A 20111-nucleotide genomic window follows, 5' to 3' on the forward strand; every position below is an offset into this window, starting at 1 on the left:
GTGCACGAACCCGCCCTCCGCGCCGCGGCCTTCGGCAGTGACCCGCGGCCCGACCCCGCCGTCCTGCGCGGTACCGGGCCGCCACGCGCCCGCCTGCTCGCCGCCGTCGTCCTGGGCGCCCAGGGGCGGTACGCGGCCGCCGCGGCGCTCCTGGACCCCCTGCGTGCCGCGGGCGACCCCTTGCTCGGCTCCCTGGCCGCCAGCACCCTCGCGGCGCACCGGCGGCAGCTGGGCGGCCACGCCCGGGCCCGCGCACTCGACGGCGAGGCCTTCGCGCGGGCGGCGGCCCTGCGCGGCGACCCCGACCCGGATGGCCTCGACCCCGCCGGGGCCCGGGCGGACGCGCTGCTCGGGCTGGCCGCCGACAACCTCGCCCTGGGCCGGCTGAGCGCCGCGCGGCGGCTGGCCGCGCGGGCCGCGGCGCAGGACGCCGGGTGGCGGGCCGAGGTCCGCGGTGGCTGGGTCGGCGCCGAGATCGAGCTCGCCGCAGGTCAGGGTGCCGCCGCCGTGGCGCCCGCCGAGCGCGCGTTCGAAACCGCCGTCGCCCGTGGTGCCCGCCGCCACGCGACCAAATCCGGCATCGTGCTGGCCGTGGCCCTGCGGGCGGCCGGAGCTCCCGATCACCGGAACATTTCGGACGCTCTCGTCGGAAAGGCAATGGCGGCCGCCGAAGAATGCGAATTGCTTTCACTTTTGTGGCCCGCCGCCCTCGTCGCGGCCGACCTGCGCCCAGGACACGCCGAGGAGTATCGATTCAGAGTCGCCGAGGTGTTGCACGCAGTGTTACGAAGCGCAGATCCTTGCGGGAGGAGGATCGCGGGGGAATCGCCATGGGTCCCCGCCCCGGGTGGTTGAGCCGTCGGAATGGGGTGTTCCGGCATCCGGGCTAAGAAGTTTCAAAAAAAGCCACCGGATCGTGTCAAGGTTCGGGCTAAAGCGTCCGATAGGGGAAGTGGAATGTCACCCGGCTGCAGGAAGGAAACCCCGTGACGACGGTCTTGATCTGCGACGACCGACGCAGTGTCCGTGAAGGGCTCACCCGAGTGATGTCCGCGGTCCCTGGGGTCAGTCGCATCGACTGCGTAGCGCACGGTGACGAGCTGCTGGCCCGGTACTCCCGTCAGCCCGTCGACGTCGTGCTGGTCGGGACGCAACGCGCGGTCCCGACAGGTGTCGAAGCCACCCGGCGGCTCGTCTCCGCGAACCCCCAGGCGAACGTCATCGTGTTCGGCGCCCCCGACGACGCCGGCAGCATCGCTGCCGCCATCGCCGGTGGTGCCCGCGGCTACCTCCGCTGGGACGCGTCCCGGCCGGAGCTGGTCGCCGCACTGGCCCACACCCTCGCGAGCACCTCGGTGCCCGCGCCCCGTCAGCCGTCCGACCCGGGCGTCCAGCTGACCGAGCGCGAGCTTCAGGTGCTCCGCGGGATGAGCCAGGGCAAGAGCAACGGCCAGATCGGCCGCGAGCTGTACCTGTCCGAGGACACGGTCAAGACCCACGCCCGGCGGCTGTTCCGCAAGCTCGGCGTGCGCGACCGCGCGCAGGCCGTGGCTCACGGCTTCCGCCGCGGCCTGGTCAGCTGACCGTTCCGCGGCACTCTCCTCGATCCTGACACGGCCGGAATACAGGTGACAGCGGGCCAGGGCGACGTATCGTCCTGGCCCGTACCTGTGTGGTCCCCATCACACTCCGGCGCCCTTCGGGGCAGCCCTCGGGGCGGTCTCCCGCCCCGGCTCCCGCCCTCCGGACGGGAACTCGTACCTGTGGCCCCGGTCGCTCGTTGATTCGACGACATCGACCGTGGGCCGCAGAGGCTAATCCGTATTTTCGCGGCGCCGGCAGGCGCGGCGCGCCGGGGAGCACCGCGCGCGCCGGTCCGAGCCGGCCGCAGGTACGGTAACGGTCACCGGTCCGCGGCGCGGGCAGCCACGAGCCGGACTCTTTGCACGCCTACACGTAACACTGGGACTGTTGTCTGCGATGGCCAATGTGGGGGATGGACTGGATGAACCGGTCGCCGCTGCTGTCGAGGGAGATCCCCAGGCAGTGGAGCGGCTGCTGGCTGCTATCCGTCCACTGGTAGTGCGGTATTGCCGCGCTCGGGTTGGCAGGCAGGAGCGATCGTTCGCTTCGGCGGACGACGTTGCGCAGGAGGTGTGTCTCGCGGTGCTAACGGCATTGCCTTCGTACCGTGACCAAGGGCGCCCTTTCCTGGCCTTCGTCTACGGGATCGCCCAGCACAAGGTGGCCGACGCGCACCGCGCGGCGGCTCGCAACCGCGCCGAACCGGTCGCCGAGATCCCCGACGAGGTCGAGGGTGGCGTCGGTCCCGAGCAGCGGGCGTTGCAGGGTGAGCTGAACGAGCGGATGTCCCAGTTGTTGCAGGTGCTGCCGGACAAGCAGCGGGAGATCGTGGTGCTGCGCGTGGTCGTCGGCCTGTCGGCGGAGGAGACCGCGGACGCCGTGGGGTCCACCCCCGGAGCCGTCCGCGTCGCTCAGCACCGCGCGCTCGCGCGGCTGAGAAAGGTCCTGGCCGCGGAGGAGGTGCTCTGAGTGACCGGTCACGAAAAGGGTTTCGAGCCGGATGACGTCTGGGCCGGCGGCCTGTCGGGTTCGGAGGCGGAGTTCGCCGCCGACCTGACGGCGGTGCAGGCGGACGACGCCCTGCTCGACGCGCTCGGCGGATCCGACCCGGCCCTGGCCGACGGCCTCGGCGACCAGGAGCTCAACGCGTTGCTGGTGGCGTGGCGAAGAGACATCGACAGTGAGCCACTGGCCGAACTGGTCGACGTCGACACCGCTGTACGCACCGTCACCACCGCCGCTCTCGCGCGGCGGCACGCCTCGAGCGGACGCCGCCGCAGGCTGCTCGTCCCGGTCGCCGTCGCCGCCGCTGTGCTGGCGATCGCGTTCACCGGAACCGGGCTGGCCGCGCGCTCCGCGGAGCCCGGCGACACGCTTTGGGGCCTCGCGAAGGTCCTGTACTCCGATCACACCCACTCGGTCGAGGCGGCCGCGAACGCGAAGCTCGACCTCGAGAAGGCGAACCTCGCCATCGCCGGCGGCGACCTCGTCGCCGCCCGCCAGGCCCTCCAGGACGCCCAGACCGCGCTCTCGCAGGTCAGCGACGAGGACAACAAAGACCAGCTGATGGAGCAGCACCGGCAGCTCGCCGCCCAGCTCCAGAACCCGGACGCGCCGGTGCAGGGCCCGACCCAGCAGCCCACGTCGACGCAGATTCCGCCCGGTGGTGTCTCGGCGACGCAGGTGCCGCCGGCCGGCTCGGCGACGTCGATCCCGGGCAGCAGCGGCGGCACGACCAGCCTGCCGGGCACCGCGACGCCGACCGTGACGCCCCCGCCGCCGACCACCGAGACGACGCCCCCGCCGCCGACCACGCCGACCTCCACGGCCGCGAGCGGCAACGACCCGGGCACGTCACCCCGCAGCGAGACGGTCGGCGGTGCCGGCCAGCAGGGCGTCACCGATACGCCGTAGTCGTCCAGATGCCGAAGAAGCCCCGGTGAGGAAACTCACCGGGGCTTCTTCGTTCGGTCAGGGGCGCTCAGTACGCGCTTTCGTTCGCCGTGACGCCGTCCGCGAAGCCGCGGCAGTAGTCCCAGCTGACGTAGTCGCCGGGGTTCGGGTCGTAGGCCGGCTCGTGCGGGCGCATCCGCCCGTCGGCCAGCAGCTGCTCCAGGCTGGCCCGCAGCAGGTGCCAGTCGTGGTAGTGCGGTTCGTCGCACTCGCCGCAGTCCACGACGATCCCGCGGACCCCGCGAGGCTCGAGAAGCGCCTGGTAGACGGCCAGATCAGAGAGATCGGCCAGCAGCTCGGTGCGTTCCTGGTCGCTGATCGGCTCGTCCAGCCGCTCCTCGTTGTCGAGGAACGCGCGGGCCGGGTCGTCCGGGTCGTCCGCGAACGGGTCCGGAGGCAGAACGTCATGCGCCACGGCCTGCACGCTACCGGTCGGTCCTCGCGGCTCGCCCACCACCCGGGGCGGGGGCCGGACCCGGATATCATGAGGGGAAGGCTCCGAGTCGCCACAGCGACGCCGCTCACCCCGCGCCAGGAAGGCCCTTCACCCGCTATGACCAGCGACGGCATCACCGCCCCCGTTCCGGCCAAGTTCGCCATGCTCGGCCTGACCTTCGATGACGTGCTGCTGCTGCCGGCGGAATCGGACGTCGTCCCCAGCATGGTCGACACCGGCACCCGGCTGACCCGGAACATCACGCTCGGCGTGCCGCTGGTCTCCGCCGCCATGGACACCGTCACCGAGGCGCGGATGGCGATCGCCATGGCCCGCCAGGGCGGCATCGGCGTGCTCCAGCGCAACCTCCCGATCGACGAGCAGGCCGCCGCCGTCGAGGTGGTCAAGCGGTCCGAAGCCGGCATGGTCACCGACCCGGTCACCTGCGCGCCCGACGCCACGTTGGCCGAGGTCGACGCGCTGTGCGCGAAGTTCCGCATCTCCGGCGTGCCGGTCGCCGACGCCGCCGGCACCCTCGTGGGCATCATCACCAACCGCGACATGCGGTTCGAGGTCGACCACAGCCGCCCGGTGTCCGAGGTCATGACCAAGGCCCCGCTGATCACCGCGCAGGTCGGGGTGTCCGCGGACGCCGCGCTCGGCCTGCTGCGCCGGCACAAGATCGAGAAGCTCCCGATCGTCGACGGCGCGGGCAAGCTGCGCGGCCTGATCACGGTCAAGGACTTCGTGAAGACCGAGCAGTACCCGAAGGCGACGAAGGACCCGGACGGCCGGCTCATCGTCGGCGCCGCGGTCGGCGTCGGCGCGGACGGCCACAAGCGCGCGATGGCCCTGGCCGACGCGGGCGTCGACGTCCTGATGGTCGACACCGCGCACGGGCACTCCCGCGCGGTCGTCGACACCGTCTCGCTGCTGAAGAAGGAGCTGGGCGACGCGGTCGACATCGTCGGCGGCAACGTCGCGACCCGCGCGGGCGCGCAGGCGCTGGTCGACGCGGGCGCGGACGGCGTCAAGGTCGGCGTCGGCCCGGGCTCGATCTGCACCACCCGGATCGTCGCCGGCGTCGGCGTCCCGCAGATCTCGGCGATCTACGAGGCCGACCAGGCCGCCCGCCCGGCGGGCATCCCGGTGATCGGCGACGGCGGCATCCAGTACTCCGGCGACATCGCGAAGGCCATCGCAGCCGGCGCGTCCACCGTGATGCTGGGCAGCCTGCTGGCCGGCACGGCCGAAGCGCCCGGCGACCTGATCCTGGTCAACGGCAAGCAGTTCAAGGTCTACCGCGGCATGGGCTCGCTGGGGGCCATGCAGTCGCGCGGCGAGGGCAAGTCCTACTCCAAGGACCGCTACGCCCAGGACGACGTGCTCAACGAGGACAAGCTGGTCCCGGAGGGCATCGAGGGCCGGATCCCGTTCCGCGGCCCGCTCGCCAACGTGGTGCACCAGCTGGTCGGCGGCCTGCGCGCGGGCATGGGCTACGCGGGCGCCGAGACGATCCCGCAGCTGCAGGAGGCGCAGCTGGTCCGGATCACGGCGGCCGGGCTCAAGGAGAGCCACCCGCACGACGTCACGATGACCGTCGAGGCCCCCAACTACACGACTCGCTGAGGGAGGCGCGAGCGGTGCCCACGGCACCGCTCGCGACCTGCTCTGATTACAAGATCGCGGGTCTTCCGGCGGCAAATGCCCCCGTTCGGCCTGGGCCATAGGCCTCTTCGGCTGAACCTTCGTTACCCAGAGTGCTTACGGTAACTGGCCTATCGCCTTCCGTGGCCACCTTGGTGTGCACTGGACGCCATGACGGCCGGCCGCTTCACGCGCTTGCTCCGCAGGGTGTTCTTCACGGCAGTCGCGCTCGTCTCGCTGTTCCTCGGCGGCGTCGTCTGTCTCATGTGCCAGGTGCTCGCGGGCCGGGACGCGCCCACCTACCGCGTCGACGGGCACGTGGCGTCCCACGAGCGGGGCGAGCTCCCGGTCGGCGGCGACGACGGCGCCGTCCGGCACACCATCGGCATCGACGCGGCCGACGGGCGGCACTACAGCATCACCACCGTCGGGTCCGGCCTCGACCTGCCGCCGGGGCAGCCGGTCGCGCTCGACGTCTCGACCGCGGACGGCACCATCGCCTACCTGCGGGCCGGCGGCGGCGTGCTCGACCTGCGGGCGGGCGTGATCCGGCCGGTGCTCCTGATCGTCGCGTCCCTGCTCGCACTGGGCGCGGTCTACTTCGGCGCGGTCCGGCTCAACGTCTATCCACCCATGGCGACCTGGCTGGCCCTGGCGCTGGGCGCGACCCTGTCGCCGGTCGCCGTGTTCGTCCGCGTGTAGCCGTGGGCCGCGTGGCGACGCTCGCGACGGCGGCGCTGGTGACGATCCCCGCCGGGGCCGCCCTCTGCTTCGCGGCGTTCTGGACCGTTCAGTCGATCGGGCCGGTCGAGCGGACCGAAGCCGTCACCGTGACGCGGAGCAGCACGGGGGACAGCCACCACCTCGTCTTCCGCACGGCCGAAGGCGAGCGGTTCGAAGCCTGGAGCGCCGACGAGGGCTTCGACATGCCGCCGGGTGAGCCGGTCCGCCTGGAGATCTCCGAGGTCGGCCACCAGGTGCGGGCGGTCGAGCGCCTCGGTGAACGGGTCGCGGTCGGCTCGGGCCTGGCCCTGGTCTTCTGGGCGGTGTTGTTCGGGGGCTGGATCCAGGCCGCCGTCCTCGTCGGGACCGCCGAGCAGCGCCGGCTGGGCCTGGGGCTGGCCGGTTCCGCGGCGGGGCTCGCGGCGGGCGCGGTGCCCGTGTTCCTGCTGTTCTAACCCCCGTGCGCGGGTCACCCACACGGACTGGCGACAATGGGGCACGGCAGATTGTCGTCGTCGGAGGAGGCTTCACGTGCGGGACCTGGTCGAGATCGGGATGGGCCGCACCGCGCGGCGGGCGTATGACCTCGACGACGTCGAGATCGTGCCCTCACGGCGGACCCGGTCGTCGTCGGTGGTGTCCACCTCGTGGCAGATCGACGCCTACCGCTTCGACCTGCCGCTGGTCACCCACCCGACGGACGCGATCGTCTCGCCCGGCACCGCGGTCGCCGTCGGCGAGCTCGGCGGCCTGGGCGTGCTCAACGCCGAAGGGCTCTGGGCCCGGCACCCGAACGTCGAGGACGCGATCTTCCAGCTGGTCCGCGCGGCCGAGGACGTCGAGGACCCGACCGCCGTCGGCCGGGTGCTGCAGGAGCTGCACGCCGCGCCGATCCGGCTCGACCTGCTGACCGAGGCGATCAAGACGGTCCGCGAGTCCGGCGTCACGGTGGCCGCGCGCGTCAGCCCGCAGCACGCCGCCGAGCTGACCCCGGACCTGATCGCGGCCGGCGTCGAGATCCTCGTCGTGCAGGGCACGATCATCTCCGCCGAGCACGTGGTGCGCGACGCCGAGCCGCTGAACCTCAAGGACTTCATCGGCCGCCTCGACGTGCCGGTGATCGCCGGCGGCGTCAGCGACTACCGCACGGCGATGCACCTGATGCGCACCGGCGCGGCCGGCGTGATCGTCGGCCACGGTTACACGCCGGGCGTGACGAGCACCGACCGCGTGCTCGGCATCGGCGTGCCGATGGCCACGGCCGTCATCGACGCCGCGGCCGCCCGCCGCGACTACCTCGACGAGACCGGCGGCCGCTACGTGCACGTGCTGGCGGACGGCGGCATGACGACGTCGGGGGACATCGCGAAGGCCATCGCGTGCGGCGCGGACGCCGTCATGCTCGGTTCACCACTGGCCGCCGCGTCGGACGCGCCCGGGCAGGGCCTGTACTGGACGGCGGCGGCCGCGCACCCGTCGCTGCCGCGCTCGCGCGTGGCGGCCGGGCCGGACTACGCCGTCGACCTCAAGACCCTGCTGTTCGGGCCGTCGTCCGACGCGGAGGGCGTGGTGAACCTCTTCGGGGCCCTGCGTCGCGCGATGGCGAAAACGGGTTATTCGGATTTGAAGGAGTTCCAGCGGGTGGGGCTCACCGTTCGCCGGTGAGGTGCCGCACTAAGGCCGCGAAGGCCTCCGCGGGGTAGACGAGCACCGGGCGGGCGGCACCGAGTGCCGCTTGCTTGGTGTCCCGCACCCCGACGACGCCGGGCGCGGAACCGATCTCCACGCAGGCGTTCTCTTCGAAGTGACTGTGGCTCGACTTGCGCCAACCGGTGAGCTGCTGGGGGCCCATGTCGGTCCCTCCCGGAAATCGTGTCCCGCCGAACGGGTCTCGCCGACGTGAACATCGAGCTACTGTTTGTATACCCACAATCACCGTCCGAGAAGCGTGCAGACGGGTGACTGGCCAGTAACTTACCTCTGGTCAGGAAGCGGACCCGGGGTTACGCTCAAGGTGTGACTGCCAGTAACACCACCACCAGTGCAGATGGTTTCGACTACGACGTCGTCGTGGTCGGGTCGGGGTTCGGCGGCAGCGTCGCGGCGCTGCGGCTCACCGAGAAGGGCTACCGGGTCGCCGTCGTCGAGGCGGGGCGCCGGTTCGCCGACGACGAGTTCGCGAAGACGTCCTGGGACCTCAAGCGCTACCTGTGGGCGCCGCAGGTCGGCTGCTACGGGATCCAGCGCATCCACATGCTCAACGACGTCATGGTGCTCGCGGGCGCCGGCGTCGGCGGCGGGTCGCTCGTCTACGCGAACACGCTGTACCGGCCGCTGAAGCCGTTCTACGCCGACCAGCAGTGGTCGCACATCACCGACTGGGAGTCCGAGCTCGCGCCGCACTACGACCAGGCGAGCCGGATGCTCGGGGTCGTCACGAACCCGACCATCACGCCGTCGGACGTCGTGATGCGCGACGTCGCGAAGGACATGGGCGTCGGCGGCTCGTTCCACCCGACCCCCGTCGGCGTCTACTTCGGCAAGCCGGGGGAGAAGGCCGCGGACCCGTTCTTCGGGGGCGCCGGGCCCGCGCGCACCGGCTGCACCGAGTGCGGCGCCTGCATGACCGGCTGCCGCGTTGGCGCGAAGAACACGCTGGTCAAGAACTACCTGTACCTCGCCGAGCAGGACGGCGCGCAGGTCATCCCGCTCACGACGGTGACGTCGGTCCGGCTCCGTTCGGGCGGCGGCTACGACGTCGACCTGAAGAAGACCGGGACGACGTCCCGCCGGTTCCGGACGACGATCACGGCCGAGAAGGTCGTCTTCGCCGCGGGCACGTGGGGCACGCAGAACCTGCTGCACAAGATGAAGGACACCGGCACGCTGCCCGCGCTGTCGCGGCGCCTGGGCGAGCTGACCCGGACGAACTCCGAGGCGATCATCGGCGCCGCGCGCACCGACGTCGACGAGAGCCGCAACTTCAGCCGCGGGGTCGCGATCACGTCGTCGATTCACCCGGACGAGAACACCCACATCGAGCCGGTCCGCTACGGCAAGGGCAGCAACGCGATGAGCCTGCTGCAGACCATCGCCACCGACGGCGCCTCGCCGGTGCCGCGCTGGCGGCAGGCCGTGTCGTTCATGGTCAAGCACCCGCTCCAGACGGCGAAGCTGCTCAACGGCTACCGCTGGAGCGAGCGCACGGTGATCCTGCTGGTGATGCAGAGCCTCGACAACTCGATCACGACGTACACGAAGCGCGGCCTGTTCGGCCGGCGCAAGTACACCTCGAAGCAGGGCCACGGCGAGCCGAACCCGAGCTTCATCCCGGCGGGCCACGAGGCCAACGAGCGCACGGCCGACCGCATCGGCGGCCTCGCGGGCGGCACCTGGGGCGAGATCTTCGACATCCCGCTGACGGCCCACTTCATCGGCGGCGTCCCGATCGGCGCCACGACGGACGAGGGCGTGATCGACCCGTACCACCGGGTGTTCGGCTATCCGGGCCTGTCGGTGGTCGACGGCGCGGCGATCACGGCCAACCTCGGCGTGAACCCGTCCCTGACGATCACGGCCCAGGCGGAGCGGGCGTTCTCGTTCTGGCCGAACAAGGGCGAACCGGACGAGCGCCCCACACAGGACGTGCCGTACGTGCGGCTGGAGCCGATCGCGCCGAAGAACCCGGCCGTCCCGGCGGACGCCCCGGCAGCCCTGCGGCGGTCCTAGACTCGGGCCCGTGACGACGGCATCGGAACAGGCATCCGGGAAGGCACGCGCATTGCTCGACGGCGTGCGGCGGCTCGACGACGAATGGGCCCGCGTGGCCGGCGGGCTCGGTGAGCCCGAACTGCGCGCGCCGAGTGCGTTGCCCGGCTGGACGCGGGCGCACGTCGTGGCGCACGTCGCGCGCAACGCCGATGGCCTGCGCAACCTGCTGACCTGGGCGAACACCGGTGTCGAGACGCCGATGTACGCCAGCCCCGAGGCTCGCGACACGGACATCGAGGCCGGTGCGCGGCAGGCGGTGCCGGACATCCTCGCGGACTTCGTCGCGTCGGCCGGGCGGTTCGAGCAGTACGCCGTGGCCATGCCGGACGACGCCTGGGCGCGCGAGGCCCGCAACCGCCAGGGCGGGCCCGTGACCGGCGCCGTCGTCGCGCGGATGCGGCTGTCCGAGCTGACCATCCACCTCGCCGACCTGGGGATCGGGCCCGACCTCGACCAGGTGCTGGCCCTGCTCGGCCCGCTCACCGAGGACGTCGTCCAGCACGCGATCACCTCCCGCGGTGCCCACCTGCCGGCGTTGCGCCTGGTCACCGACGGCTTCGAGTGGACGATGGGCGACGCGCCGGAGGAGACCGTCACGGGCACGCCCGGCGCGCTGCTGGCCTGGCTGAGCGGCCGGTCCGACGGGTCCGCCTTGGACGGTGCCGTGCCACGCGTTCCTGCCTGGTCCTGAACGCGCCGCGGCGCGGGCGCGTGTACCCATCGAGCCGGAGCGGCTCAGCGTGTTGATGTTCTCCGGCGGACCTAGACTGGCCGCGCCGGGTGCTTCCCCCGGGGCTGAGGAGTCCGATGTGGACAGCGAGCAGGACGCGGGACAACCCGCCGGACAGCCGGACGTCTACCCCCGTATGGACCTGGACCGAAGGGCGTTCCTCCGGATCGCGGGCGTTTCGGCGGCAGGCGCGGTCGCCGCGGCCTGCTCGACCGGCGGCAGCCCGGTGCCCGTGGGCTCGACCGCGCCCACGACCGCGCCCCCGGCCTCGCCGACGACCAGCAGGCCGCCGACCGGGCCGCCGAACTGGGACGACCTGCGCACCCGGCTGACCGGTGGCCTCCTCCGCCCGGGTGACGACGACTACGAGACCGCCAAGCACGCCTTCAACCCGCTCTTCGACGGCCGCAACCCCGTCGCCGTGGCCCAGGCCTCGACGGCCCAGGACGTGCAGGCGTGCGTCCAGGCCATCGCCGGCCGCGTGAGCATCGCCGCGCGCAGCGGCGGGCACAGCTACGCCGGGTACTCCGTGCCCGAGGGCGGGATGGTCATCGACCTGTCCGCGATGAACAAGGTGGAAGTCCAGGGCACCAAGGCCGTGATCGGTGCCGGCGCGAAGCTCAAGGACGTCTACGCGGCGCTCGGTGCGGCCGGGCGCGCGCTGCCCGCCGGGTCGTGCCCGACGGTCGGGATCGCCGGGCTGACCCTCGGCGGCGGCATCGGCGTGCTCGCCCGCAAGTACGGCCTGACCTGCGATCACCTCAGCTCCGCCAAGGTCGTCACGGCCGACGGCAAGCTCGTGACGGCGTCCGCGACGTCCGAGCCGGACCTGTTCTGGGCGCTGCGCGGCGGCGGTGGCGGCAACTTCGGCGTCGTCACCGAGTTCACCTTCGACACCGACCCGGCGCCGAACCTGACGGTGTTCTCGCTGCACTTCCCGGTCGGCTCGGCGGCCGACGTGCTCAACGCGTGGCAGCAGTGGATCCCCGCGATGCCGCCGGAGCTGTGGGCGAACCTGGTCGTTTCGGGCGGTTCGCCGGTCCAGTGCCGGGTCGGCGGCTGCTACGTCGGCGGCGCGTCCGGGCTGAACACGCTGCTGAACAACCTGACCACCAACGCCGGCGCGAAGCCGACGCAGCGCACCGTCCGCAGCCTCGACTACCTCGGCGCCATGAAGTACTTCGAGGGCAGCTCGGACCGCCAGTCGTTCCTCGGGTCGTCGCGGATCATCACGGCCCCGGTCGACGCGGCGAAGGTCGTCGCGCTCGCCACCGGCCGCGCCGGCACCGACCTGCTCATCGACGGCCTCGGCGGCAAGGTCGGTGAACCGGCCAAGAACGCCACCGCGTTCTGGCACCGCGACGCGCTGGCCAGCGTGCAGGTCTACGCGCAGGCGACGGCGAAGAACCAGGCCAAGGTGAGCCAGTCCGTCGCCGACGTCGTCGCGGGCCTCGCCGCGGCCGGCGCGGGCGGCGGCTACGTCAACTACATCGACCCGGCCCTGCCCGACTGGAAGACCGCCTACTACGGCGACAACGTCAACCGGCTGCAGGACGTCGCGAAGAAGTACGACCCCTTCAACGTCTTCCGGTTCGGGCAGGGCATCCAGGTCTGAGTCAGAGGTCGATGCCGGTGAACACCGTGACGCGCTCCTCGGTGAGGTCGTGCATCGCGGCGAGCACGCCCTCGCGGCCGGCGCCGGAGCCCTTGACCCCGCCGTAGGGCATCTGGTCGGCGCGGTAGGACGGCACGTCGCCGATGATCACGCCGCCGACCTCCAGCTCCGCCGACGCGTGGAAGGCCAGCTGGACGTCGGTGGTGAAGACGCCGGCCTGCAGCCCGTACGCGGAGTCGTTGACCGACCGGAAGGCCTCGTCCACACCGTCCACAACGGACACCGCGAGCACCGGGCCGAAGATCTCCTCCGACCACGCCTTCGTGTCCGGCGGGACGTCGGTGAGCAGCGTGGGGGCGACGGTCGCGCCGTCCCGCGTGCCGCCGGTGAGCAGCTTCGCACCCGCCGCGACGGCCTCGTCGACCCACGCGACGATCCGCTCGGCGGCGGCCTCGTCGACGACCGGCCCGACGTCGGTGTTGCGGTCGTACGGGTCGCCGGTCCGCTGCGACTGCACGGCTTCCAGCAGTTCGGGGACGAACTCGCCGGCGATCGCGGCGTCCACGATCACCCGCTGCACGGCGATGCAGGACTGCCCGGCCTGGTAGTTGCCGAAGGTGGCGATGCGGTGCGCGGCGCCCTCGGGGTCGGGCCAGTCGCGCAGCACGACGGCCGCCGCGTTGCCGCCGAGCTCCAGCACGACGTGCTTGCGCGGCGCGGCGTCGCGGATCGACCAGCCGACCGGGCCGGAACCGGTGAACGACACGACCGGCAGCCGCGGGTCGGCGACGAGCGCCTGCGTTTCCTCGTTTCCCAGTGGCAGCACGGAAAACGCGCCTTCCGGCAGGTCCGTCTCGGCCAGGATCTCACCCAGGATCAACGACGAGAGCGGCGTCCGCGGCGCGGGCTTGACGATGATCGGCGCGCCGATCGCGAGGGCCGGCGCGACCTTGTGCGCCACCAGGTTGAGCGGGAAGTTGAACGGCGCGATGCCGAGCACCGGCCCGCGCGGGACGCGGCGGGTCAGCGCCATCCGCGCCTCGCCCGCGGGGTCGGTGTCGAGCCGCTGGACCTCGCCGGTGAACCGGCGGGCCTCCTCGGCGGCGATGCGGAACACCGACACCGCGCGGTTCACCTCGGCCTCGGCCCACTTCAGCGGCTTGCCGTTCTCCGCCGTGATCACCTCGGCGATCTCGTCGGCGCGGGCGGCGAGGACCCGGGAGACGTGCTCGAGCGCGCCGGCCCGGACGTGCGCGGGCAGCCGTCGCAGCTCCTTCGCGCTCGCCACCGCGGCGACGACCGCGCGCTCGACCTGCTCCGGCCCGGGAACCGCGACCGTGGCGACCTCGCTGCCGTCGTACGGGTGGTGCACGACGAGGGTGGTCGCGCCCGGTTCGGGGCGGCCGGCGATCCAGGCGGGGCGCGGCTCGGGGGTGATCATGTCCATGCGTACCAACGTAATCCGGGTGAGGAGTCCGGCGTGGGACCCCCACCCGGACGGGTCACGGCTTGATGAGCACCTTCAGCGCTTCGCGGCCGGCCATGGCCCGGTAGCCGTCCGGGACGCCTTCGACGTCGATGGTCCGGTCGAAGACCCTGCCGGGCTGGTACTTGCCGTCGAGGACGTCCGGCAGCAGCTCGGGGATGTAGTGCCGGGCCGGCGCGACCCCGCCGGTGACGGTGACGTTGCGGCGGAACACGCCCACGCCGATCGGGCCCTCGTCGTACTGCGGCAGGCCGACGCGGCTGACCGCGCCACCCGCCCGCACGGCCCCGATGCCCATCTCGAACGCGCCCTTCGTGCCGACGCACTCGAGCACGGCGTGCGTCCCGTGGCCGCCGGTCAGCTCGCGGACCTTCTCGACGCCTTCGTCACCTCGCTCGGCGACGACGTCGGTCGCGCCGAACTCGCGGCCGAGGTCGGTGCGCGCCTGGTGGCGTCCCATGAGGACGATCCGGTCGGCGCCGAGCCGCTTCGCCGCGAGGACGGCGGAGAGGCCGACGGCGCCGTCGCCGATGACGGTGACGTTCTGGCCCGCGCTCACGCGCGCCTTCACCGCGGCGTGGTGACCGGTCGAGAAGACGTCCGACAGCGTGAGGAACGACGAGAGCAGCGCGTCGTCCTCGGTGTGCGGGAGCTTGACCAGGGTGCCGTCGGCCTGCGGTACGCGCACGGCCTCGCCCTGCCCGCCGTCGACGCCCTTCGCGCCCCAGCCGCCGCCGTGCAGGCAGGACGTCTGGAGGCCTTCGCGGCAGAACTCGCAGGTGTTGTCGGAGTAGAGGAACGGCGCGACGGCGAGGTCGCCCTTCGCGACGGTCGTCACGTCGGCGCCGGTCTCCTCGACGATGCCGAGGAACTCGTGCCCGATGCGGCGGCCGTGCTCGCTCGGCTTCATGTCGGCGTAGGGCCAGAGGTCGCTCCCGCAGATGCAGGACCGCACGACGCGCAGGACGACGTCGGTGGGCTCGACCAGCTTCGGGTCGGGCACGGTCTCCACCCGCACGTCGCCGGCACCGTAGATGACTGTCGCTCGCATGCAGGTGCCTTTCTCGGGTGGAACGTGACAAACGTCGGGGGTGCGACCACGTCGTCGCCCCTAGATTTTCCGTCATGACCACTCGCGCCGCAGCTCGCAACCCGTTCGGGGCCCTCGCCACCGGTCCCCGCCTGCCGGTGCTGACGGGCGTGGTCTTCCTGGTGACGCTGGCGTGCGGGATCGCGCAGCTGGTGCACCCGCCGCTGTACGACCACGTCGTGCGGGACGCGGCCCGCATCGACGACGGCGAGTGGTACCGCCTGCTCACCGGCATGTTCTTTCAGGACGGCTGGGCGTTCGGGCTGGTCTCGAACCTGCTCTGGCTGGCGGTGTTCGGCACGCTCGCCGAGCGCACCTTCGGCCGGTGGCGGTGGCTGGTGCTGTACTTCGGCTGCGGGTTGTTCGGGCAGTTCATGAGCTACGTCTGGCTCAACCCGGTCGGTGCGGGCAACTCGATGTGCGTCGCCGGCCTGCTCGGCGCGCTGGCCGTGCTGGTCATCGTGGCGTCGCGCCGCTACGGCGTGGTGCTGCCCATGCAGTTCCGGGTCTTGGCGTGGGCGTTGCCGGTGCTGGCGGTGGCCGACACGGTCGTCCACGACAACCACGGCGTGCCCTGCCTGCTGGGCATGGCGCTCGGCTTCGCGCTCCTGCCGCGGCCCGTCACGACTCAGTCCGGGTAGTGACCGCCGAGCTGGCGCCAGTGCGCGACCAGGTGCGGCTGCACGGGCACGGCGAGGATCTCGGCGAGATCCGCCTCGGCCTTGCGCGCGGCTTCCTCGGTGCGGTCCCAGTCCTGGGTTTCCCAGCGGGTGTCCGAGCCGAGCACCCCCACCGGCTGGCCGCCCGCGCCGCTGCGCAGCTCCGCCCGGGCGTGGGCGGCGGCGATCCGGTCGCAGCGCAGCTCGTCGGCCCGGCCCAGGTCCTCGGTGTGCCGCGCGTCGAGGACGAGCCCGCTGCCCGAGCGCACGCCGTGCCGGACGGCGATCCGCAGGAGGTCGTTGCTGAACGCCCGCGTCTCGGCGGGCACCCACGACAGCCGTTCCCAGTCGGGCGACGGCTGGTCGTCGGCGCGGCAGACCGCGTACCCGGGCACGTCACACCAGGTCAGCCGGCCGGACGGGCGGAGTCGGTAGAGCATGCGCGGGTCCCCCTCGGCGGCGGTCCCGGTCGGAGCCACCTTCCACCCGTTGAGTCGCACCGGCGGTGACTCGGCGTTACAAGGATCTTCGGTCAGCGGCGGCGATAGAGGTCGCGCAGCAGCAGGACCTCGGCGCCGTGGTGGAGGGTCTCGCGGTTGATGTGCAGGACCAGCGTGGCCAGTGGTTCCGCGGCGTACGGGCCCTCCGCCGGGCCGCACGGCCGGGCGAGGCCGGCGGCGTCCAGCGCGCGCACGCCCGCGATCCAGCGGCCGTACAGCTCGTCCAGCTGGCCCAGCGCGCCGGCGGCCGTTCCCGGGTAGTCGTAGGAGTCGTAGTCCATCGCGGGCCCGCCGAAGTGGGACGCCGTCCGCATGCCGAGCACGCCGACCAGGATGTGGCTGAGCCGCCAGGCGATCGTCGTGACCGGGGGCGGTTCGGGCGCGGGGTGGGCGAAGTCGATGGTGAACTCGCCCGAGCCGGGTTCGTCGTCCGACTTCCGCGGCCGCACCGTCCAGCAGCCCGGCACCGGCTCCCACAGGTACTCGTCGTCCGTGAGGCCGTCGAGCTTCGGGCGGAAGAAGTTCTGCCAGTGGAAGTCGAGCTGGTCGGCGAGCTGGGTGGTCCAATCGACAGTCATGCCGCAGACCGTAGAGCCTTTCGCGGACAGCGGCTGTCCTCGTTCGACGGTGGGGGCGGGGCCCGGGTGACCCGGCCCACCTGGGACGATGGAGGCGAATCCCACCGTCGCCAGGAGGTTCCCAGGTGCCCAGTCCCACCGGTCCGGTTCTCGTCGTGGACTTCGGGGCGCAGTACGCGCAGCTGATCGCCCGGCGCGTCCGGGAGGCGCAGATCTACTCGGAGGTCGTGCCGCACAACGCGTCCGTCGAGGAGCTCCTCGCGAAGAACCCCTCGGCGATCATCCTTTCCGGCGGCCCCTCGAGCGTGTACGCCGAAGGCGCCCCGAGCATGGACCCGAAGCTCACCGAAGCGGGCGTCCCGATCTTCGGCATCTGCTACGGCCACCAGCTGCTCGCCAGCGCGCTCGGTGGCGTCGTCGAGCCGACCGGCGTCCGCGAGTTCGGCCGCACCGAGGTCCGCGTCACCGGCGACGGCGGGGTCCTGCACGCCGGCCTGCCCGCGCGCCAGCCCGCCTGGATGAGCCACAACGACAGCGTCACCAAGGCCCCGGAGGGCTCGGTCGTCACGGCCTCCTCCGACGGCGCCGTGGTCGCCGGCTTCGAAGACGTCGAGCGCCGTTTCGCCGGCGTCCAGTACCACCCCGAGGTCGCGCACTCGCCGCACGGCCAGGAGGTGCTGCGCCGCTTCCTGCACGACATCGCGGGCATCAAGCCGCAGTGGACGACGTCGTCGATCGTCGAAGACCAGGTCCAGCGGATCACCGAGCAGGTCGGCGACGGTCGCGCGATCTGCGGCCTGTCCGGCGGCGTCGACTCCGCTGTCGCGGCCGCGCTGGTGCAGCGCGCCATCGGTGACAGGCTGACCTGCGTGTTCGTCGACCACGGCCTGCTGCGGGCGGGGGAGCGCACCCAGGTCGAGCAGGACTTCGTCGCCGCCACCGGCGTCAACCTGGTCACCGTCGACGCCCGCGACCGCTTCCTCGACGCGCTCGCCGGCGTCACCGACCCGGAGCAGAAGCGCAAGATCATCGGCCGCGAGTTCATCCGCGTCTTCGAGCAGGCCGAGCGCGACCTCAAGGCCGAGGGCGACTACCGCTTCCTGGTCCAGGGCACGCTCTACCCGGACGTCGTCGAGTCCGGCGGCGGCGAGGGCACGGCCAACATCAAGAGCCACCACAACGTCGGCGGCCTGCCGGACGACCTGCAGTTCGAGCTCGTCGAGCCGCTGCGGTTGCTGTTCAAGGACGAGGTCCGCAAGGTCGGCACCGAGCTGGGCCTGCCGGAGACGATCGTCCAGCGCCAGCCGTTCCCCGGACCCGGCCTGGGCATCCGCATCATCGGTGCGGTCGACGCCGAGCGCCTCGAGACCTTGCGCGCGGCCGACCTGATCGCCCGCGAGGAGCTGACGGCGGCCGGGCTGGACCGCAGCATCTGGCAGTGCCCGGTCGTGCTGCTGGCCGACGTCCGCAGCGTCGGCGTCCAGGGTGACGGCCGCACGTACGGCCATCCGATCGTCCTGCGTCCGGTGTCGTCCGAGGATGCGATGACCGCGGACTGGACGCGTCTGCCGTACGAGGTCCTGGAGCGGATCTCGACCCGCATCACCAACGAGGTGGCGGAGGTCAACCGGGTGGTCCTGGACGTCACGTCCAAGCCGCCGGGCACGATCGAGTGGGAGTAAGGCCTTAGACGGACTCGAGGCCCCGGCGTGGGATCCGGGGCCTCGAGAGAGTGGTGTGTTTTGGCTCAGCGGCGGCGTTTGCCGCCGAACGACGCGGCCAGGAGCATCAGCCCCACGAACACCGCGCCGCCCGCGATCACCCAGCGGAAGTCGAAGTGCGGCAGCCAGCTCGCGCCGTCCGAGAGGACGTACGCCGAGATCAGCAGCGTCGCGACACCGACGATCAGGGTGAAGAAGTCCACGCCGCGCCGCGCGGGCGTTGCTTCGGCCGGATTGTCGTAGGCGTAAGGGTTCTGGTCAGCCACGGCGCACCTCCACGTCGCCCACCGTGTTCGACACGTGCAGGGTGATCTTCTGGCCGCCGACGCCGTCGGTGCCGTAGTCCGTCCCGGTCAGCGAGTCCTGGCTGATGCCGTCCGTCGACCGGTTGAAGCACTCCGTCGTACCGGCGCCGGTACGGCAGTCGAACGTGACGTCCGCCGTGTCCGGCACGGTGATCGTCGAGTTGCCGGCGCCGTTGACCACGTTCGTGGTGATCGGCGAACCGACGGGCAGCTTGGTCAGGTCGAGGTCGATGTCGCCCGCGGCGTGCTGGTAGAGCGGCTTGACGTCGGTCGCCACGACCGGCGTCACGGTGAGGTCGCCGGCGCCGCCGCGGAAGTCGAAGTTCTGGAACGGCGCCGTCGTCAGGATCATCCCGACGATCGCCAGCGGCACCGCGAGCCCGATCAGGCCCCGCCCGCCGCGGACGAACGCGCCGGTGACCAGGCCGATCCCGACCACCCCGAGCACCAGCCCGATGATGTGCTGCGCGGAGAACCAGGTGACGCCGTTGAGGTTCGCGAGCACGCCGCCACCGGCGGTCACGACGGCCAGGCCGAACGTCGCCGAGCCCACCTTCGAGCGGTGGCGGGGCACGGGTGCCTTGAACGCCTTGGGCGGCACGGGCGGCGGCGGTTCCCGGTAGGACGGTGCGTCGGGCAGGTCCCAGCCGGCCGGGTCGGCGGCGAGGGGGTCCCAGCCCTGCTGGGACGGCGACTGCGCTTCGGCGGTCGCGGTGTCGGTCATGGTGAAGGCTCCGTTCCCGGTGAAGGCCGCGGCCGGCGACCGCGGCGTGACCGGGGCCGGCCGGTTCTCGTGACCCCGGCTGCGGTGCAGCAGGTAGAGCGCGATGCCGAGCAGCGCGAAGCTGATGAGGCCGCCGCCGTCGAACCACGAGCCGCTGAAGCTCCCGCCGACGCTCACGACGGTCAGGATCGACAGCACCACGGCGAACGCCGGTGACACCGACGAGCGTCCCCGTCCGATCAGCCCTTCGAAGCCCGAGACGTCGTCGCTCTCGCCGGGCAGGAACAGCCACCCCAGCAGGTAGAAGGTCACCCCGAAGCCACCGAAGATCGTCGCGACCACCAGGGCGACCCGCACCACGACGGGATCGATCCCGTACCGGTTCCCGATCGCCGCGGCCACCCCGGCGACCTTGCGCCCACCGTGCGGCCGCCGCGGCCGGCTGCCCCAGAAGTCCTTGACGGTCTCCTCGAAGCCGTTCAACGGACTCGGCTTCGGTGCCCGTGTCTCACTCGCACCACTCATAGGCCAAAGCATGCGCGACGGCGGTCCCGGAGACATCCGGGAAGGACCCTGATTCTCCCCGGAG

Annotated in this window: 21 protein-coding genes; 13 read left to right on the plus strand and 8 right to left on the minus strand. The window is 72.1% G+C overall.

Features of this window, described 5'->3' with window-relative positions:
- The 4 genes from MUY22_RS16225 to MUY22_RS16240 all read left to right on the plus strand — a co-directional run bounded on the left by MUY22_RS16225 (nt 1) and on the right by MUY22_RS16240 (nt 3498).
- Nucleotides 1–855 (plus strand): hypothetical protein, encoded by an 855-nt coding sequence (locus MUY22_RS16225; RefSeq protein WP_247060634.1) that lies wholly within the window; start codon nt 1–3, stop codon nt 853–855.
- Nucleotides 856–986: 131 nt separating this feature from the next.
- The gene (locus tag MUY22_RS16230; RefSeq protein ID WP_003073605.1) at nt 987–1583 is read left to right on the plus strand and encodes a response regulator transcription factor; all 597 of its coding nucleotides are present in this window, start codon (nt 987–989) and stop codon (nt 1581–1583) included.
- A 397-nt stretch (nt 1584–1980) separates the two neighbouring features.
- The gene (locus MUY22_RS16235; RefSeq protein ID WP_247063912.1) at nt 1981–2553 is read left to right on the plus strand and encodes a sigma-70 family RNA polymerase sigma factor; all 573 of its coding nucleotides are present in this window, start codon (nt 1981–1983) and stop codon (nt 2551–2553) included.
- A complete protein-coding gene (locus MUY22_RS16240) occupies nt 2554–3498 on the plus strand; it encodes an anti-sigma-D factor RsdA (protein WP_247060635.1) in 945 nt (314 codons plus the stop codon).
- A 67-nt stretch (nt 3499–3565) separates the two neighbouring features.
- Here the strand turns inward: MUY22_RS16240 and MUY22_RS16245 are convergent, their stop codons facing one another.
- Complete coding sequence (locus MUY22_RS16245) at nt 3566–3961, minus strand: DUF5319 domain-containing protein (RefSeq protein WP_247060636.1); 396 nt, start codon at nt 3959–3961, stop codon at nt 3566–3568.
- 129 nt (nt 3962–4090) lie between these two features.
- Here MUY22_RS16245 and guaB point away from each other — a divergent pair, with 129 nt between their 5' ends.
- The 4 genes from guaB to MUY22_RS16265 all read left to right on the plus strand — a co-directional run bounded on the left by guaB (nt 4091) and on the right by MUY22_RS16265 (nt 8008).
- The gene (gene guaB / locus MUY22_RS16250) at nt 4091–5602 is read left to right on the plus strand and encodes an IMP dehydrogenase (protein WP_247060637.1); all 1512 of its coding nucleotides are present in this window, start codon (nt 4091–4093) and stop codon (nt 5600–5602) included.
- Nucleotides 5603–5827: 225 nt separating this feature from the next.
- Complete coding sequence (locus tag MUY22_RS16255) at nt 5828–6322, plus strand: hypothetical protein (RefSeq protein WP_247060638.1); 495 nt, start codon at nt 5828–5830, stop codon at nt 6320–6322.
- Between the two features lie 11 nt (nt 6323–6333).
- The gene (locus MUY22_RS16260; protein WP_247060640.1) at nt 6334–6798 is read left to right on the plus strand and encodes a hypothetical protein; all 465 of its coding nucleotides are present in this window, start codon (nt 6334–6336) and stop codon (nt 6796–6798) included.
- Nucleotides 6799–6874: 76 nt separating this feature from the next.
- Nucleotides 6875–8008: a GuaB3 family IMP dehydrogenase-related protein gene (locus tag MUY22_RS16265; protein WP_247060642.1), complete on the plus strand. Its 1134-nt coding sequence runs from the start codon at nt 6875–6877 to the stop codon at nt 8006–8008.
- Here MUY22_RS16265 and MUY22_RS16270 read toward each other — a convergent pair.
- A complete protein-coding gene (locus MUY22_RS16270) occupies nt 7992–8195 on the minus strand; it encodes a DUF397 domain-containing protein (protein ID WP_247060644.1) in 204 nt (67 codons plus the stop codon). The two genes, MUY22_RS16265 and MUY22_RS16270, sit on opposite strands and share 17 nt — an antisense overlap.
- Before the next feature lie 164 nt (nt 8196–8359).
- On the opposite strand from MUY22_RS16270, the gene MUY22_RS16275 reads away from it, so the two are divergent.
- The 3 genes from MUY22_RS16275 to MUY22_RS16285 all read left to right on the plus strand — a co-directional run bounded on the left by MUY22_RS16275 (nt 8360) and on the right by MUY22_RS16285 (nt 12459).
- The gene (locus tag MUY22_RS16275) at nt 8360–10072 is read left to right on the plus strand and encodes a GMC family oxidoreductase (protein WP_247060646.1); all 1713 of its coding nucleotides are present in this window, start codon (nt 8360–8362) and stop codon (nt 10070–10072) included.
- A gap of 10 nt (nt 10073–10082) precedes the next feature.
- Entirely contained in the window at nt 10083–10805 is a 723-nt protein-coding gene (locus MUY22_RS16280) for a maleylpyruvate isomerase N-terminal domain-containing protein (RefSeq protein WP_247060648.1), read from the plus strand.
- A 118-nt stretch (nt 10806–10923) separates the two neighbouring features.
- Entirely contained in the window at nt 10924–12459 is a 1536-nt protein-coding gene (locus MUY22_RS16285) for an FAD-dependent oxidoreductase (RefSeq protein ID WP_371827621.1), read from the plus strand.
- Between the two features lies 1 nt (nt 12460).
- Here the strand turns inward: MUY22_RS16285 and MUY22_RS16290 are convergent, their stop codons facing one another.
- Both MUY22_RS16290 and MUY22_RS16295 read right to left on the minus strand, forming a co-directional pair.
- On the minus strand, nt 12461–13906 hold the full coding sequence (locus MUY22_RS16290) for an aldehyde dehydrogenase family protein (RefSeq protein WP_247060651.1): 1446 nt from the start codon (nt 13904–13906) through the stop codon (nt 12461–12463).
- Between the two features lie 55 nt (nt 13907–13961).
- Nucleotides 13962–14996, minus strand: a complete 1035-nt coding sequence (locus MUY22_RS16295; RefSeq protein ID WP_247060653.1) for a zinc-dependent alcohol dehydrogenase family protein — start codon at nt 14994–14996, stop codon at nt 13962–13964.
- Between the two features lie 74 nt (nt 14997–15070).
- On the opposite strand from MUY22_RS16295, the gene MUY22_RS16300 reads away from it, so the two are divergent.
- A complete protein-coding gene (locus MUY22_RS16300) occupies nt 15071–15676 on the plus strand; it encodes a rhomboid family intramembrane serine protease (RefSeq protein ID WP_247060655.1) in 606 nt (201 codons plus the stop codon).
- Here the strand turns inward: MUY22_RS16300 and MUY22_RS16305 are convergent.
- Both MUY22_RS16305 and MUY22_RS16310 read right to left on the minus strand, forming a co-directional pair.
- Nucleotides 15664–16134, minus strand: a complete 471-nt coding sequence (locus tag MUY22_RS16305) for a hypothetical protein (protein ID WP_247060657.1) — start codon at nt 16132–16134, stop codon at nt 15664–15666. The two genes, MUY22_RS16300 and MUY22_RS16305, sit on opposite strands and share 13 nt — an antisense overlap.
- Nucleotides 16135–16226: 92 nt before the next feature.
- The gene (locus tag MUY22_RS16310) at nt 16227–16772 is read right to left on the minus strand and encodes a DinB family protein (protein ID WP_247060659.1); all 546 of its coding nucleotides are present in this window, start codon (nt 16770–16772) and stop codon (nt 16227–16229) included.
- A gap of 125 nt (nt 16773–16897) precedes the next feature.
- Here MUY22_RS16310 and guaA point away from each other — a divergent pair, with 125 nt between their 5' ends.
- Entirely contained in the window at nt 16898–18454 is a 1557-nt protein-coding gene (guaA, locus tag MUY22_RS16315) for a glutamine-hydrolyzing GMP synthase (RefSeq protein WP_247060660.1), read from the plus strand.
- Between the two features lie 65 nt (nt 18455–18519).
- On the opposite strand, the gene MUY22_RS16320 is transcribed toward guaA, so the two are convergent.
- Both MUY22_RS16320 and MUY22_RS16325 read right to left on the minus strand, forming a co-directional pair.
- On the minus strand, nt 18520–18759 hold the full coding sequence (locus tag MUY22_RS16320) for a hypothetical protein (RefSeq protein ID WP_247060662.1): 240 nt from the start codon (nt 18757–18759) through the stop codon (nt 18520–18522).
- The gene (locus MUY22_RS16325) at nt 18752–20047 is read right to left on the minus strand and encodes a PspC domain-containing protein (RefSeq protein WP_247060664.1); all 1296 of its coding nucleotides are present in this window, start codon (nt 20045–20047) and stop codon (nt 18752–18754) included. The genes MUY22_RS16320 and MUY22_RS16325 overlap by 8 nt, the downstream gene beginning before the upstream one ends.
- Between the last annotated feature and the right edge of the window lie 64 nt (nt 20048–20111).

Source organism: Amycolatopsis sp. WQ 127309, from assembly GCF_023023025.1.
Taxonomy (GTDB): domain Bacteria; phylum Actinomycetota; class Actinomycetes; order Mycobacteriales; family Pseudonocardiaceae; genus Amycolatopsis.

Coding starts and splice junctions, on each gene's coding strand:
- MUY22_RS16310 (WP_247060659.1), bottom strand. CDS start 16,772: ATGACTGTCGATTGGACCACCCAGCTCGCCGACCAGCTCGACTTCCAC.
- MUY22_RS16295 (WP_247060653.1), bottom strand. CDS start 14,996: ATGCGAGCGACAGTCATCTACGGTGCCGGCGACGTGCGGGTGGAGACC.
- MUY22_RS16325 (WP_247060664.1), bottom strand. CDS start 20,047: ATGAGTGGTGCGAGTGAGACACGGGCACCGAAGCCGAGTCCGTTGAAC.
- MUY22_RS16270 (WP_247060644.1), bottom strand. CDS start 8,195: ATGGGCCCCCAGCAGCTCACCGGTTGGCGCAAGTCGAGCCACAGTCAC.
- MUY22_RS16235 (WP_247063912.1), top strand. CDS start 1,981: ATGGCCAATGTGGGGGATGGACTGGATGAACCGGTCGCCGCTGCTGTC.
- MUY22_RS16305 (WP_247060657.1), bottom strand. CDS start 16,134: ATGCTCTACCGACTCCGCCCGTCCGGCCGGCTGACCTGGTGTGACGTG.
- MUY22_RS16300 (WP_247060655.1), top strand. CDS start 15,071: ATGACCACTCGCGCCGCAGCTCGCAACCCGTTCGGGGCCCTCGCCACC.
- MUY22_RS16290 (WP_247060651.1), bottom strand. CDS start 13,906: ATGGACATGATCACCCCCGAGCCGCGCCCCGCCTGGATCGCCGGCCGC.
- guaB (WP_247060637.1), top strand. CDS start 4,091: ATGACCAGCGACGGCATCACCGCCCCCGTTCCGGCCAAGTTCGCCATG.